A 13,990-nucleotide genomic window follows, 5' to 3' on the forward strand; every position below is an offset into this window, starting at 1 on the left:
CGGACACGCCACCACGCGGACCTGCTCGGGAGTCTTGCCCTCGCAATGGACCGCCTCCGGATAGCCCCGCCGCGCCACCCGGTCGTGGTCGAGCCGGGCGAAGGAGGCGGGCGGCCGCCAGTCGTCAGCCACCCCGTACCTCCACCAACGGGAGCGTGAAAGCCCCCGACTGGATGCCCGCCAGGTCGACGGCGACCATGCGGAAGCCCGCCTGCCGTACCGCGGACAGCACCTGCTGCCGGAGCTCGCCCGCGAGCAGCGGGAGGTCGGCGACGGGCACCTCGATCCGGGCGATCTCGCCATGGTGGCGGACCCGGCACTCGCGCAGGCCCAGCGCGCGCAGCGCGTGCTCGGCCTGCTCGATCTGGTGCAGCTTCTCGGGCGTGACCTCCTCGAAGTGTGGGACGCGCGAGGCCAGGCAGGGGGCGGCGGGCTTGTCGGCGCTGGGCAGGCCCAGGGCGGCGGCGACGCGGCGGACGGCGGCCTTGTCCAGTTCGGCGTCGGCGAGGGGGCGGAGCACCCGGTGGTCGGCGGCGGCGCGGCTGCCGGGGCGGTCGGGGCGGCGCACGTCGTCGGCGTTCTCACCGTAGGCGACCGCGGCCAGGCCGAGCCCGGCCGTGGAGATGCGGGTGAACAGCTCGTCCTTGCAGTGGAAGCAGCGGTCCGGGCCGTTGGCGCGGTAGGCGGGCAGGTCGCCCTCGTACGTGGTCACCTCGATCACTTCGGCGCCGATGTACGCGGCGACCTGGTGGGCAGCAGCGCGCTCGTCGGCGGCCAGGCTCGGCGACACACCGAGAATCGCCACCACCCGGTCGGCGCCCAACTCGCGGACCGCCAGCGCCAGCAGGACCGAGGAGTCCACGCCGCCGGAGAAGGCCACACCGAGCCGTCCGTCGATCCGGAGCAGGGCGCCCGCCCGGTCGGCGAGCGCGGCTTCGGGGCCGGTCAGTGCGGGGAGCATGTGTCCTCCAGGTGGGAAGGAACCGGCTCGCCGGGGGCGAGCCGGGCCGTGCGGGCGGCCGCCAGGGCCGCGTCCAGCACCGCGCGGACCGGGAGATCTTCCTGTACGGCGAGGCGGGCGGCGTCCTCGAACTCGGGCGTGGCCTGCACGATCACCCCCTCGCGGTACCCGACCTTGATGGGGAGGCGGGCGCCGAGAACGTCCACGTGCGCCCAGCCGCGCTCCAGCGCGGTCTTACGCACGGCCCGCTCGCGCACGCCGAGCGTCGTGGTCAGCCGGAAGATCGCCGTACGCACCGGATCCGCCCGCGAGGTGGCTGCCAACGCGCAGAGGGTGTGGGCCGGGCGGCCTTTCTTCATCAGGATCGGCACCAGCCAGGCGTCGGCCGCGCCCGCTTCGAGCAGTGCGGCCAGGACGGAAGGCCATACCCGGGGGTCGAGGTCGTCGATGTTGGCCTCCAGGAGGATCGACTCCTCCATCTGCTGCCTTCCAGTGCCAAGCAGGACACGTACGACGTTGGGGCGTCCGGGGACGTCCCGGCCGCCCGCGCCGACCCCGGTGGCCTCCAGGCGCATGGGCGGCAGCTCGGGGCACTCGCGGGCCAGCGCGGTGACCAGGGCCATGCCGGTGGGGGTGGCCAGCTCGCCCTCCCCACCCGCCAGGATCCGCCGACCGGCGGCGAGCTCGGCCACGGCGGGGACCGGGACCGGGAGTTCCCCGTGGGCGGTCCGCACCCGGCCCGAGCCGACCGCCACCGGACCCGCGCTCAGCTCCCGCACGCCCAGATCATGGAGGGCCGCGCATACGCCCACCACGTCGGCGATCGAGTCCCATGCGCCGACCTCGTGGAAGTGGACGTCTTCCACGGACACGCCGTGGACCCGGGCCTCGGCCCGCGCCAGCCGCTCGAACACCGCCAGCGCGTCCGCGCGCACCCGTTCGGGAAGGGTGGCGCGGTCGATCAGGTCGCGGATCTCGGCCCAGGTTCGGTGCGGGTGGTGGTCGGTGCTCTCGACCCGCACGTGGGTGGCCCGCAGCCCGGCGCGGGTGACCTGGTGCGGCGTCAGTCGTACCTCATCCGGGATGACCGCCGCCACGGCCGCGCGGACCGCTTCCAGGTCGGCACCCGCGTCCAGCAGCGCGGCCAGGAGCATGTCTCCGGCGATCCCGGCCGAGGCGTCGATCCAGGCCTGCCTCATGAGCGCAACCGGTAGAGGACCTCGCCCGCCTCGGGCACCACCAAGGTCTCGGGATCGGTGGCCAGCGCGTCGAGGTCGACGCTCGCCGGGTCGAGGTGGCCGAGGTTCGCACGGCGGACCGTCCGCTCGGGGATGGCGGTGGCCAGGGTGACCCGGACCCGGCAGCGCTCGCCCTCCTCCGGCGAGTACGTGCCCGAGCCGCGCAGGTGGGTGGAGTGGGCCAGGACGCCCCAGTGCAGGTGCTTGAAGCGGTCCCACTGCTTGGTGAAGTAGTCGCGGCAGTGGTAGCCGATCTCCTCGATCTCGGGGTGCATCTCGGAGATCGAGGAGATGTGCGGGGCGTAGAGGATGACCTCGCCTCCGTCGGCGACCACGGGTTCGAGCTTGTAGAAGCCCTTGGCCCCCGTCCACATGTCCTGATATTTCGTCGGAATGATGGAGATGACGCGCTTGATGGGTTTGTCGAGGTAGCGGATGTGTGTCTCCGCGGAGACCCCGGCCGCCGCCGCCCACGCCTGCTGCGGCGTGCCGTACGCGATCGAGTGCAGTTTGTCCGATCCCGAGCGCATCACCAGGCAGAACGCCAGCCGCCGGGTCGGGATCAGCGAGGCGGCCTCGTCGATCAGGGCGCGCACCGGGGTGATGCCCCGCGTGCCGATGATCTCCGAGCTGGTGATCAGCGCGCCGAGCCAGTGCGACAGATCGATCACATCCGCGCCCGCGACGCCGGGGAAGAAGTATTTGTTGCCCCCGGAGAAACCGACCACCTCATGCGGGAAGACCGGCCCGAGGACCAGGGCGACGTCGTGCTCCACCACCGCGCGGTTGATCCGCACGTCCACCTCGTGCCGCAGCAACCCGCCCGACAGCTCGCCGATCCGGTCGGCGGAGATCGTGCCGAGCGAGACGAACGTGGCCGGATCCCACCAGGCGTGGTTGACCGCATGAACCCCCGGGGCCAGCTCGGTGTCGTCCATCGGGGCGTGGGTGCCCAGCGCGATGAGTACGGTCAGGCGGCTCACCCGGCCCTCCAGCGCGTCGCGTACGGCGGAGAGCAGGAGGGGGAGCGGGCAGGTGCGGGTCCCGTCGGGGACCACCACGCAGACGCTGCGGCCGTCGAGATCCTCGGCCATGAGCCGCTCGGTCACGAAGCGCCGCACCTGATCATCGGTGAGGACGACGCCGGGACCGCCGATCTGTTGGGTCATGGCTGCAGCCGACCATGCCCGCGGCCCGCCTGGCAAATCGCGCGGCACGTCAGGGGTGCGCTGCTCGCCGAGCCGGGGTGGGGAGGAGGATGGCCCTTCTCCATCGTCAACCCGCGAAAGGCCGTGCAAACTGTGAGACGTCCGGTGCGCATCCTCCATTTGGGCCTGGGCGGGTTCGCCCGTGCCCACCAGGCCTGGTACACCGACCACGCGCCCGACGCCGAGCAGTGGGGGATCGCCGCCTTCAGCCACCGTGGCACCGACCTGGCGGCACGGCTCGCCGCGCGGGAGGGGCGCTACACCCTGATCACCCGCGCGCCCGACGGCGACCGGAGTGAGGTCATCGAATCCCTGGTCGCCGCCCACCCGGGCAGTGACCACGACGTGTGGCTGGACTACTGGCGGCGGCCCGAGCCGGCCGTGGTCACGTTGACGATCACGGAGGCGGGCTATGTCCCGGGCACCTCCTCCGACGTTCCCGGAACGCCGTCCGATGCCGAGACCCTTCGCGCCGACCCCCGGGCACCGGTGGCGACGGCCGCCGCGCGGCTGCTGGCCGGGCTCGTGGCCCGCCGGGAGGCCGGGCACGGACCGGTCGCGATCGTGCCCTGCGACAACCTGCCGGGCAACGGCGAGCTGATCGAACGCGTGCTCGCCGAGCTGGCCGAGGCCACGGGGCACTCAGCCGCGGTGCGGCACGCCGCGTACGTCTCCACGATGGTGGACCGGATCACCCCCTATTCCACCGAGGACGACCCGACCGCGGTGGTCACCGAGCCGTACACCGAGTGGGTGCTGGCCGGCGACTTCCCGGCGGGCCGACCGGCCTGGGAGGAAGCGGGCGCCCGGTTCATGGCCGACGTCACGCCGTATGAGGACCGCAAGCTGCGCCTGCTCAATGGCGGGCATTCCCTGCTGGCCTACGCCGGGCCGCTCCGCGGGCACGAAACCGTGGCCGAGGCCGTGGCCGATCCTGTCTGCCGCGCCTGGCTGGCGCAGTGGTGGGAGGAGGCCTCCCGTGGGCTTCCCGACATGGAACTGGCCGCCTACCGTGACGCCCTGCTGGAGCGCTTCGCGAACCCGAGGATCAGGCACACGCTGGCGAAGATCGCGGAGAATGGCCACCAGAAGATCACCACCCGCGTGCTGCCCGTCCTGCGCGCCGAACGCGAGCAGGGCAGACTGCCCGAAGGGGCGATCCGCGTGCTCGCGGCCTGGCTGCTGCGCACACCGGGGGCGTCGCCGGCCGATCTCGGCCTGGCCGACGACGTCGAGCTCGCTTCAGCGGTGGCTCGGCAGGCACGCGAGCTGGCCTGAGCCGCTCGGCGCGCCGAGCTGGCCTGAGCCGCTCGGCGCAGACGCGCTCGGCCTCATGCCGTCGGGCCCGCTCGGCTCCAGCCGGCTGTCTATTCGTCCAGGAAGATGGCCCCGGCGGGGCAGACGGCGGCGGTCTCGCGGACCGCCGCATGCTGGTCCGCGCCGGGCTCGGCGTCCAGCAGGATGACGATGCCGTCGTCGTCGCGCTGGTCGAACACCTCTGGCGCGATCAGCACGCACTGACCGGCGCCACAGCACTTCTCCTCGTCAACAGTGATCTTCATCGCTACCACCTCACCGGAAGCTCGCGCAGCCCGCCGACGGCCAGACCGTCCAACCGCTCCAACTCCTCCACCGGCACCGCCAGGTCCAGGGTCGGGAGCTTGCGCAGCAGTACCTCCAGTACGACCTGCAGCTCGGTGCGGGCCAGCGCCTGGCCGAGGCAGGAGTGGGCGCCGGAGCCGAAGGCCAGGTGCGCGTTCGGGCTGCGGGTCAGGTCCAGCTGGTCGGCGGCCGCGAAGGCGCTCTCGTCGCGGTTGGCGGCGGCCATGCTGCAGATCACCGTGGTGCCCTTCGGCAACACCGCGCCGCCGACCTCGGTCTCCTCGGGCAGGTAGCGGGGCAGGCCGAAGCCGGAGTTGGCGTCGAAGCGCAGCGACTCCTCCACCGCGGTACGGATCAGCGACGGGTCGGCCAGCAGCCGCTCCCAGCGCGTACGGTCGGCCAGCAGCATCGCCACCATCTTGCCGATCATGTTGGCGGTGGTCTCGTGCCCGGCGACCAGCAGCGCCATCCCGGTGACCAGCACCTGGAGGTCCGTCAGCCCGCCGTCCTCCGGCCCGCCCGCCGCGATCAGCTCGCTGAGCAGGTCGTCACCGGGTTCGGCGCGCTTGGCGGCGAGGTGGTCTGACATGTACTGGAAGAACTCGGCCTGCGCGGCGTCGATCTCGGCCTTCTCGTACTTGGTCAGGTTGAGCAGGGTGTCGGACCAGTAGGAGAACCGCTCGCGGTCGGCGGCGGGCACACCCAGCATGTCGCAGATGACGTAGACCGGCAGCGGGAAGCCCAGCGACGCCTTGAGGTCGGCGGGCCGGCCGCGCTCGACCATCTCGTCGATCAATTGCTCGGCGATCCGCGCCATCTGGGGGCGCAGGGCGGACATGCGCTTGGCGGTGAACCACTTGCCGACCAGACGCCTCCAGTGCTGGTGCTCCTCGCCGCTGTCCGGGATGATCGCCGCCATCTCGCTGCTGAACAGGCCGCCGTCGTCGGTGTCCGACAGCCGGGCCGCGTCCGGGGCGTTGAGCAGGCGGCTGAAGCGCGGGTCGGCGAGCACCTGCTTGACGTCCTCGTAGCGGGTCAGCAGCGTCGCCTGGTCGCCGCTGGGCAGCTTCACGTGCGCCACCGGGCACTCGCCGCGCAGCTCCGCCCATTCGGCGGGTGGTTCCAGCGCGGCGTCGTTCGGGATCGGGTAGGCGAGGGTCATGCGGCTACTCCTTCTGGATGAGTCACGCCGTTAGCCTACATCCGTAGGAAAACCGACACATGTCGGCATACGATAGGCTTACCTCGTGGCGACGATCAAGACCCAATCGAGCGACCGGCGCGTTCGCCGCACCCGAGCGGCCTTGGCCCGCGCGCTGATCCAGCTGGTCGCGGAGCAGGAGCTGGCCAGGATCAGCGTCTCGGACGTCGCCGAGCTCGCCGAGGTGAGCCGCTCGTCCTTCTACGACCACTACCGCGACGTGCACGAGCTGGCCGAGGACGCCTGCACGGCGATGATCGACGACCTGCTCGAGGCGGTGCCCACGCCCTCGCTCGACTCCGACGACCTGGCCCAGGACACGACCGAGTCGCTGACCGCCTTCTTCGCCAGCCTGGCCGAGCACGCCGGGCTCTTCCGCGCGCTGCTGGGAGCACAGGGCAGCGCGCGGGTCATCGACCACATTCGCGCTCGTATCACCGAGGCGACCAGCGACCACCTGCTCGATGACCTTTCGCCCGTTCCGCACGATGTCACGGCGGCGTTCACCGCCGGGGCGCTCATCGGGGTGGCGGTCGACTGGCTCCAGCGCGGATGCCCGCGGCCCCCGGCCGAGATGGCCGCCGCTACCTGGCCCCTGCTGAACGCGATCTATCGCCTGGAGTCCGGTCGCGGCTGACGGTTAATGCGACGCGCGGGCCTGCAGGAGGTCGGCCAGGAGGTGCAGCAGGGCCGCCGCCGTGGTCGCGGACGTGATGGCCTGCTCGCTGATCAGCCGCTGGATGCCCAGCACGGGCAGCCATTCGGCCCGTTCGTGAGCCTCGTCGTCGGCCGGCGCGGCGATGAGGGTGGCCTGGTAGGCGACGAAGATCACGTGGTCGCTGTCGGCGACGTCCTCGGCGGTGCGGATCCGGATCAGCGGCATCAGGGGCCCGGGTCGCCAGCCGGTCTGCTCCTCCACGAGACGGGCCGCGGCCTTCTCGGGGTCCTCGTCCGGGCCGATCTCGCCGAGTGGGATCTCCCACCCCCACGTGTCGGTGATCGGGCGGTGCCGCCAGAGCAACAGCGCGCGCCCGCCATGAAAGACCACCGCTCCGGCGGCCTGCGGCGTACGGACGAAGGGTTGCTCAACGTGCTCGCCGTCGGTCAGTTCGAGGTCCACGACGCGGAGATCGACGCCGTTCGCCGCGTAGAGCAGCCTTTCCGACCGACGCATGGGATGCTCCTCATCGATTCGCCGGAGACTTCATCTTCTGAGAATACGCAGGATGCCGCCCAGCCTCCGGGGCGCGGTGGTGGGCAGATTAGCCTGGGTAGATGCGGGGCGCGGGTCGGCCCGGATGTCATGGATGTCCCGACGTCTGACCGGAGGGAAGCGATCGTGAGGTCTTTCGCGGGCGGAGGGTTGCCCTCGGATGACGTCATTGTCCAGGCCCTGCGCGCGGGCGACGAGGCGATGTTCGCCGCGCTGCTCGACACCTGGTCCCGGGGCATGCTGCGGGTGGCCAGGTCGTACGTGTCCACCGACCACTCCGCGGAAGAGGTCGTCCAGGACACCTGGCTGGCGGTCATCGGCGGGATCGACGGCTTCGAGGGCCGTTCCTCGGTCAAGACGTGGATATTCCGCATCGTGGTCAACATGGCGAAGAAGCGCGGGGTCCGCGAGCGGCGCACACTGCCGTGGAGCGCCTTCGATGGGGACGGTGGCAACGCCGCCGACCAGCACCTCGACCCGGTGCCGCCGGGCGGCTGGACGGATCCGCCCGCGGCCTGGCCGACGCCCGAGGGGGAGGCGCTGGCCTCGGAGGTGCGTGGCCTGATCGGCGAGGTCCTGGCCAGGCTGCCGCTCCGGCAGCGCATCGTGATCACCCTGCGGGACGTGGAGGGGTGCACCTCCGACGAGGTGTGCGAGATCCTGAAGATCTCCGCCGCCAACCAGCGGGTCCTGCTGCATCGCGCCCGTGTCGCGGTGCGCGGCTGGCTCGCGGACTATTTCGAGTCCGTGGGACAGCCGGACTAGTTCCGTCCGCTCCGCGCGGCTGCACAATAGGTGAAACGGTTCATCCAGGAGACAAGGCGGTCGACGTCGTGAAGCGGTTCACATGCGACGAGCTGGTGGGTCTCATCACCGCCTATCTTGACGACGCCCTCGATCCGGCCGAGCGCGAGGGCGTGCACACGCATCTGGCCTGTTGCCAGGGGTGCGGCCGCTACTTCGAACAGTTCCGCGCGACCATCGTCGCCTTAGGCGACCCACCCCCGGAGAAACTCGCCACCGACGTGCGCGACCGGCTCATGTCCGCGTTCCGCGGGCGGCGGCGGTAACAACGCCCTTCATGTGACGTAGCGGCTGGTCACGCTGCCTCCAAAACCCGAAAAATCCATCTGTAACGCTCACGCCCTTCGCGGGTCTGTAGATGGGGACGCCGTTGCCTGCGGCGGATCGCTGGATGCGGACCATCAAGACCCATGCGCCACGCGAAGGGGAGATGATGATCGGGCTTACGGCCGAGAGTACGCCGCTGCGGGACGCCTCAGAGGTGACGGATTTCGCGCGTGGTTGCTTCCGTCCCGCCGCCGCGGACCGGGTGGGCGTGGAGCTGGAATTCCTGATCTTCGACCGTACGGCGGCGGCCAGGCAGGTCTCGCTGGCCCGGATCGAGCGGGCCCTGCCCGAACTGACCGGCGGCAGCCGGGTGACCTTCGAACCCGGCGGACAGCTCGAACTGTCCGGTCCGGCGGGCCCGCTGCCGGAGGCGCTGGCCCGCCTGGCCGGCGACGTGGCCGCCGTACGCGCCGCCCTGCGAGCGTCAGGGATGGTGCTGACCGGAATCGGCCTCGATCCGGTACGCCCAGCCCGCCGCCAGCTGCGTGAGCCCCGGTACGAGGCGATGGCCGAGTTCCTCGGCGTGCCGTACGGGCAGCTCATGATGTGCTCGACCGCGTCGATCCAGGTCAACCTGGACCTGGGGGAGCGACCGGCGGCGCGCTGGGACCGGGCGCACGCGCTCGGTCCCGTGCTGATGGCGGCCTTCGCCAACTCGCCGCTGAGCGATGGCCGGCCGTGCGGCTGGATGTCGGGTCGTCAGGCCGTCTGGGACCACCTCGACCCCACCAGGACCTCGCCCGTGCCCGCCTCGGGCGATCCTGTCGAGGACTGGGCGGAATACCTGCTGGATGCCCGGCTCATGCTGGTGCGAGAGGACGAGCAGAGCTATCGCACGGTCCGTGACGGCTCGACGTTCCGCGACTGGCTGACGGCCGACGGCGGGCGGCGGCCCACCGCCGAGGACCTGGCCTACCACGCCACGACGCTGTTTCCACCGGTGCGGCCCCGGGGCTGGCTGGAGATCCGCTACCTCGACGCCCAGCACCCGGCGATCTGGCCGGTCTGTGTGGCCGTGACCCATGCCCTGATCATCGACGACCGCGCCGCCGACACCGCGATGGCCGCCGCGGAGCCGTACCGGCGGATGTGGGGGGTGGCGGCGCGGTGCGGGCTGGCCGACCCGCACCTGCGCCGAGTCGCCGAGGCGTGCTTCCGCGCCGCGCTGGAGGCGCTGCCGCGCTGCGGCGCGGACCCCGGTCTGGTCCGCGAGGTGGCCGCGTTCGCCGACCGGCACGTGAGCACGGGCCGCTCACCTGCGTCCGACCTGCTGGATGTCCCGAACTGGCCGAGCGACGAGGGATGGGAATGAACGACTTCAAGGAACGCATCGCGGCCGAGCTCATCGCGGTGCGCGACCGGTCACTCACCTACACGGCGGCGGACGACGACCTGCTGGTACGCCAGCACTCCCAGCTGATGTCGCCACTGGTGTGGGACCTGGCGCACGTGGGCAACTACGAGGAGCTCTGGGTGCTGCGCGCGGCCGGGGGCATCGACCCGCTGCGGCCCGAGATCGACGACATCTACGACGCGTTCAAGACACCGCGCAAGGACCGCCCCAGCCTGCCCTTCCTGGGTCCGGCCGAGGCCCGCCGCTACATCGAGGGCGTGCGCGGGCGGGTGCTCGACGTGCTCGACGCGATCGACCTGGACGGACCCGCCCCGCTGCACCGCGACGGCTTCGTGTTCGGTCTGGTGATCCAGCACGAGCATCAGCACGACGAGACCATGCTGGCCACCCTGCAACTGTCCGGGCAGCCCGGGCTGGTGCGCGACGGCGACCTTCCGCCGGGCCGTAGCGAGGGTCCGGAAGAGGTCCTCGTGCCCGCGGGCTCCTTCGTCATGGGCACCGACACCCTGCCCTGGGCCTACGACAACGAACGGCCGGCCCAACGGGTGGACCTGCCCGCGTACTGGATCGACCGGCTGCCCGTGGGCAACCGTGCCTATGAGGCGTTCATCGAGGACGGCGGGTATGACGACCAGCGCTGGTGGTCGGCGGAGGGCTGGCAGTGGCGGCAGCGGAGCGGGGTCTTCGCGCCGCTGTTCTGGGTCAGGGAAGGCGGCGCCTGGTGGCGTACCCGCTTCGGCCGTACCGAGCCGGTCCCGATGGATGAGCCGGTCCAGCACGTGAGCTGGTACGAGGCCGACGCCTACGCCCGCTGGGCGGGCAAGCGGCTCCCTACCGAGGCCGAATGGGAGAAGGCCTGCGGCTGGGACCCTCGGGCCGGAAAGGCGCACAGGTACCCGTGGGGTGAGGATGCCCCAGGGCCCGACCGGGCGAACCTCGGGCACCGCGCCGCCCATCCCGCGCCGCTGGGCGCCTACCCGGCCGGGGCCGGCGCCTATGGGGCCGAGCAGATGGTGGGGGACGTCTGGGAGTGGACGGCCTCCTGGTTCCAGCCCTACCCCGGCTTCCGCACTTTTCCGTACAAGGAGTACAGCGAGGTGTTCTTCGGTCAGGAGTACCGGGTGCTGCGCGGTGGCTCCTGGGCGGCCGATCCGGCGGCGGTGCGGACCACGTTCCGGAACTGGGACTACCCGATCCGCCGGCAGATTTTCACCGGCTTCCGCTGCGCCCGCTCGGAGCTGGTCTGATGTGCAGGCACGCGGCCTGGCTGGGCGCCGCCCGCTCGCTCGCCCGGCTCATTCACGAGCCGGAGCACGGCCTGTTGACGCAGTCGTACGCACCGCGGCGGCAGCGTTACGGCACGATCAACGCCGACGGGTATGGCATGGGCTGGTACGACCAGGCTGGTGGCGAGCCGGTGCGTTATCGCCGCTCCGTGCCCATCTGGACCGATGCCAACCTGCCCGGGCTCGCGCGGATCGCCCGCTCGACCTGCCTGCTGGTGGCCGTTCGCTCGGCCACCGTCGGCATGCCGATCGAGGAGAGCGCCACGGCGCCGTTCAGCGACGGGCGGTGGCTGCTCAGTCACAACGGCCGCGTCGTCCGGGACGCGGTCAGGGACCTGGCCGACGACGCCGAGAGCGCGTGCGACTCCGCCTGGGTCGCCGCCGCCGTGTTCCAGCGCGCCCAGGCCGGGCTCGGCCTGGGCGAGGCGCTCGCCGAGGTGGTCGTCCACGCCGGGGAGAAGGACCCCGGCGCCCGCCTGAACCTGCTCGCCTGCGACGGCGCGTCCATCGCCGCCACCGTCTGGGGCGACACCCTCTTCCATCACCGACTTCACGACGGCGTGCTGGTGGCCAGCGAGCCGCTCGACGACCTGCCCGGATGGCAGGTGGTACCTGAGCGCAGTCTGCTGACCGTCACCCGCGACGACGTACGCGTCCAGCCGTTGTAATCCACTCGGGGAGGCCTCATGCCCGTCAGCCAGTCCACCGTGCATGTGATCAATCATCTTGACCGCGGCTATCTACGCCAGGCGCTGGAACACGACGTCAGGACGGGGCTGACGGCTGTGCCCAAGTGGCTGCCGCCCAAGTGGTTCTACGACGCGGCGGGCAGCGAGTTGTTCTCCCAGATCACCCGGTTGCCCGAGTACTACCCGACCCGGCGCGAGCTCGCCATCCTGCGCGCGCGGGCCGCGGACCTGGCCGCCGCCAGCGGTGCGGACACGCTGGTCGAGCTGGGCTCGGGCACCAGCGAGAAGACCGTCCTGCTGCTCGAGGCGCTCGCCCCGCGCGTCTACACGCCAGTCGACGTCGACGCGGTCACCCTGTCGGCGGCGGCGCACCGGCTGGCCGGGCTCTTCCCCGGGCTGCGGGTGCGGGCGGTGTGCGCCGACTTCGAGCGCCATCTGGCGTTGCTGCCGCGTACCGGGCGGCGGATGGTGGCCTTCCTCGGCGGCACGATCGGGAACCTCGAACCGGCCGCCCGCGCGGTGTTCATGAAAGAACTGCGGGCCACGCTCCGGCCAGGGGACACGTTCCTGCTCGGGGCGGACCTGGTCAAGGACACCGGGCGGCTGGTCGCGGCCTACGACGACCCGGCCGGGGTGACCGCCGCCTTCAACAGGAACGTGCTGCGGGTGATCAACCGGGAGCTGGACGCGGACTTCGACGCGGATGCGTTCGAGCACGTGGCGCTGTTCGACGAGCGGCAGGAGTGGATCGAGATGCGGCTGCGGGCAAGCCGGGACATGCGTGTGCGGATCGGCGGACTGGGACTGGTCGCCGACTTCGCCGAGGGGGAGGAGACGCGGACCGAGATCAGCGCCAAGTTCCGGCCGGAGGGGCTGCGGGCGGAGCTCGCGGCCGCGGGGTTCGAGGTACGCCGTCGCTACACGGACCCGGCCGGGGACTTCACCCTGGTCCTGGCCGGCGTGTGAGCGTTGGGACCCAGTGGCGGGCCGCGCGCGGCACTGCGCCGCCTGGGCATCTCGACGCGGCCGGCTGCAACGTGCCCAGCGACCGGGTGCTCGACGCGGTCGTGGCGCAGTTGCGGCTGGAACGGCAGCGCGGCGGCTACGCCGCCGTCCCGGACCTGACCGCGGCGAAGTCGGCGCTGGCCGAGCTGGTCGGCGCCGGTCCGCAGGACGTGGCCTTCCTGGAGAGCGGGACGGCGGCGATGGCGGCGCTGCTGGGCGGGTGGCGGCTCGCGCCGGGCAGCGGCGTCGGCTACACCCGCACCGAGTACGGCAGCACGCTGATGCTGCTGCGCCGCCTCGCCGAACAGCGCGACTGGAAGCTCGTCGAGCTGCCGGTGGACGACGACGGCCGCCTCGACGTGGCAGGCGTGCGGGCCGGACTGGACCTGATGGTCCTGTCCCACATCGGCTCCCACCGCGGCGTCGTGCAACCGGCGGCCGAGATCGGGGCGCGGTGCCGCGAAGCGGGGATCCCTCTCGTGCTGGACGTCTGCCAGTCGCTCGGGCACGTGGAGGTGCGCGGGGCGGGCGCGAGCGCGTACGTGGGGACCTCGCGCAAGTGGCTGGCCGGGCCGCGCGGCGTCGGCTTCCTGATCGTGCCCGACCTCACCCCTGACATGGACGCCGCCGTCCCCACCCTCGGCGGGCACCTCTGGAGCGAACCGACGCCGGTGCCACAGCCCGGCGCGGTGCGGTATGAGAGCTCGGAGGCGGCGATCGCGGCACGGGTCGGGCTCGGCGTGGCCGTACTTGAGCACTTTGAGCTCGGCCCGTCCACGGTTCAGGCGGCTCTGGCCGACCTCGGTCGTACGGCGCGCGGCCTGCTCGACGGGGCCGGGGGCTGGCGCGTGGCCGAACCGCTCGACGAGCCGTCCGCCCTGGTCACGCTCAGACCCCCGCCGGGCGACACGGCCGAGCACGCCGCAGCCCGGGCGGCGGAGGCGTCCCTGCTGGTCAGCGTCGTGCCGACCAGCAGGGCGCCGTTGGACCTGCGCGAACCCGTGCTCCGCGTCTCCCCGCCACTCGGCACGTCTTTGGAGACCCTGCACACCTTGGCCCGCGTCCTCGCCTCCTGACCTTTTGGGAGGACGCGGAGGCGCAG

At 72.0% G+C, this 13,990-nt stretch carries 15 protein-coding genes and 1 pseudogene; 9 read left to right on the plus strand and 7 right to left on the minus strand.

Translation table 11 applies throughout. The features are described 5' to 3' along the window. Positions 1–24: 24 nt before the first annotated feature. The 4 genes and pseudogenes from KME78_RS68520 to KME78_RS18160 form a co-directional block, all read right to left on the minus strand. A pseudogene (locus KME78_RS68520) lies at positions 25–132 on the minus strand (hypothetical protein); the annotation flags it as partial. Then, positions 125–961 (minus strand): ATP-dependent sacrificial sulfur transferase LarE, encoded by an 837-nt coding sequence (gene larE / locus KME78_RS18150; protein ID WP_219530249.1) that lies wholly within the window; start codon positions 959–961, stop codon positions 125–127. The gene larE and the pseudogene KME78_RS68520, both read right to left, overlap by 8 nt. Then, complete coding sequence (larC, locus tag KME78_RS18155; protein WP_219530250.1) at positions 946–2,160, minus strand: nickel pincer cofactor biosynthesis protein LarC; 1,215 nt, start codon at positions 2,158–2,160, stop codon at positions 946–948. Before larC ends, larE begins: the two co-directional genes overlap by 16 nt. Beyond that, a complete protein-coding gene (locus KME78_RS18160; RefSeq protein WP_219530251.1) occupies positions 2,157–3,368 on the minus strand; it encodes a lactate racemase domain-containing protein in 1,212 nt (403 codons plus the stop codon). Before KME78_RS18160 ends, larC begins: the two co-directional genes overlap by 4 nt. A 144-nt stretch (positions 3,369–3,512) precedes the next feature. Between KME78_RS18160 and KME78_RS18165 the strand changes: the two genes are divergently transcribed. Beyond that, on the plus strand, positions 3,513–4,685 hold the full coding sequence (locus KME78_RS18165; protein ID WP_219530252.1) for a mannitol dehydrogenase family protein: 1,173 nt from the start codon (positions 3,513–3,515) through the stop codon (positions 4,683–4,685). Between the two features lie 89 nt (positions 4,686–4,774). Here the strand turns inward: KME78_RS18165 and KME78_RS18170 are convergent, their stop codons facing one another. Further along, entirely contained in the window at positions 4,775–4,969 is a 195-nt protein-coding gene (locus tag KME78_RS18170; RefSeq protein WP_219530253.1) for a ferredoxin, read from the minus strand. A 2-nt stretch (positions 4,970–4,971) separates the two neighbouring features. Further along, positions 4,972–6,171 (minus strand): cytochrome P450, encoded by a 1,200-nt coding sequence (locus KME78_RS18175; protein ID WP_219530254.1) that lies wholly within the window; start codon positions 6,169–6,171, stop codon positions 4,972–4,974. Between the two features lie 85 nt (positions 6,172–6,256). On the opposite strand from KME78_RS18175, the gene KME78_RS18180 reads away from it, so the two are divergent. Then, entirely contained in the window at positions 6,257–6,847 is a 591-nt protein-coding gene (locus tag KME78_RS18180; RefSeq protein WP_219530255.1) for a TetR-like C-terminal domain-containing protein, read from the plus strand. Positions 6,848–6,850: 3 nt separating this feature from the next. Here KME78_RS18180 and KME78_RS18185 read toward each other — a convergent pair whose 3' ends face one another. Next, on the minus strand, positions 6,851–7,384 hold the full coding sequence (locus KME78_RS18185) for an NUDIX hydrolase (protein ID WP_219530256.1): 534 nt from the start codon (positions 7,382–7,384) through the stop codon (positions 6,851–6,853). Positions 7,385–7,549: 165 nt separating this feature from the next. Here KME78_RS18185 and KME78_RS18190 point away from each other — a divergent pair, with 165 nt between their 5' ends. From KME78_RS18190 to egtE, 7 genes are all read left to right on the plus strand, one after another. After that, complete coding sequence (locus tag KME78_RS18190; protein WP_308127001.1) at positions 7,550–8,188, plus strand: RNA polymerase sigma factor; 639 nt, start codon at positions 7,550–7,552, stop codon at positions 8,186–8,188. Positions 8,189–8,256: 68 nt separating this feature from the next. Next, positions 8,257–8,493, plus strand: a complete 237-nt coding sequence (locus tag KME78_RS18195) for an anti-sigma factor family protein (RefSeq protein ID WP_219530258.1) — start codon at positions 8,257–8,259, stop codon at positions 8,491–8,493. Positions 8,494–8,618: 125 nt separating this feature from the next. Beyond that, on the plus strand, positions 8,619–9,866 hold the full coding sequence (gene egtA, locus KME78_RS18200; protein WP_246651297.1) for an ergothioneine biosynthesis glutamate--cysteine ligase EgtA: 1,248 nt from the start codon (positions 8,619–8,621) through the stop codon (positions 9,864–9,866). Further along, complete coding sequence (egtB, locus tag KME78_RS18205; RefSeq protein ID WP_219530259.1) at positions 9,863–11,155, plus strand: ergothioneine biosynthesis protein EgtB; 1,293 nt, start codon at positions 9,863–9,865, stop codon at positions 11,153–11,155. Before egtA ends, egtB begins: the two co-directional genes overlap by 4 nt. Further along, positions 11,155–11,862 carry an ergothioneine biosynthesis protein EgtC gene (egtC, locus tag KME78_RS18210; RefSeq protein ID WP_219530260.1) on the plus strand — a complete coding sequence of 236 codons (708 nt, stop codon included), beginning with the start codon at positions 11,155–11,157 and terminating at the stop codon, positions 11,860–11,862. Before egtB ends, egtC begins: the two co-directional genes overlap by 1 nt. Before the next feature lie 18 nt (positions 11,863–11,880). Further along, positions 11,881–12,849 (plus strand): L-histidine N(alpha)-methyltransferase, encoded by a 969-nt coding sequence (egtD, locus tag KME78_RS18215; RefSeq protein ID WP_219530261.1) that lies wholly within the window; start codon positions 11,881–11,883, stop codon positions 12,847–12,849. Beyond that, positions 12,846–13,964, plus strand: a complete 1,119-nt coding sequence (gene egtE / locus KME78_RS18220) for an ergothioneine biosynthesis PLP-dependent enzyme EgtE (protein ID WP_219530262.1) — start codon at positions 12,846–12,848, stop codon at positions 13,962–13,964. Before egtD ends, egtE begins: the two co-directional genes overlap by 4 nt. The last annotated feature ends 26 nt before the right edge of the window (positions 13,965–13,990 follow it).

This window comes from Nonomuraea guangzhouensis (assembly GCF_019396345.1).
GTDB lineage: Bacteria > Actinomycetota > Actinomycetes > Streptosporangiales > Streptosporangiaceae > Nonomuraea > Nonomuraea guangzhouensis.

Excerpts from the sequence above, each read along its gene's own strand:
- egtB (WP_219530259.1), top strand. The coding sequence starts at position 9,863 with ATGAACGACTTCAAGGAACGCATCGCGGCCGAGCTCATCGCGGTGCGC.
- KME78_RS18185 (WP_219530256.1), bottom strand. The coding sequence starts at position 7,384 with ATGCGTCGGTCGGAAAGGCTGCTCTACGCGGCGAACGGCGTCGATCTC.
- egtC (WP_219530260.1), top strand. The coding sequence starts at position 11,155 with ATGTGCAGGCACGCGGCCTGGCTGGGCGCCGCCCGCTCGCTCGCCCGG.
- egtA (WP_246651297.1), top strand. The coding sequence starts at position 8,619 with ATGCGGACCATCAAGACCCATGCGCCACGCGAAGGGGAGATGATGATC.
- KME78_RS18160 (WP_219530251.1), bottom strand. The coding sequence starts at position 3,368 with ATGACCCAACAGATCGGCGGTCCCGGCGTCGTCCTCACCGATGATCAG.
- larC (WP_219530250.1), bottom strand. The coding sequence starts at position 2,160 with ATGAGGCAGGCCTGGATCGACGCCTCGGCCGGGATCGCCGGAGACATG.
- KME78_RS18175 (WP_219530254.1), bottom strand. The coding sequence starts at position 6,171 with ATGACCCTCGCCTACCCGATCCCGAACGACGCCGCGCTGGAACCACCC.
- KME78_RS18170 (WP_219530253.1), bottom strand. The coding sequence starts at position 4,969 with ATGAAGATCACTGTTGACGAGGAGAAGTGCTGTGGCGCCGGTCAGTGC.
- egtD (WP_219530261.1), top strand. The coding sequence starts at position 11,881 with ATGCCCGTCAGCCAGTCCACCGTGCATGTGATCAATCATCTTGACCGC.
- larE (WP_219530249.1), bottom strand. The coding sequence starts at position 961 with ATGCTCCCCGCACTGACCGGCCCCGAAGCCGCGCTCGCCGACCGGGCG.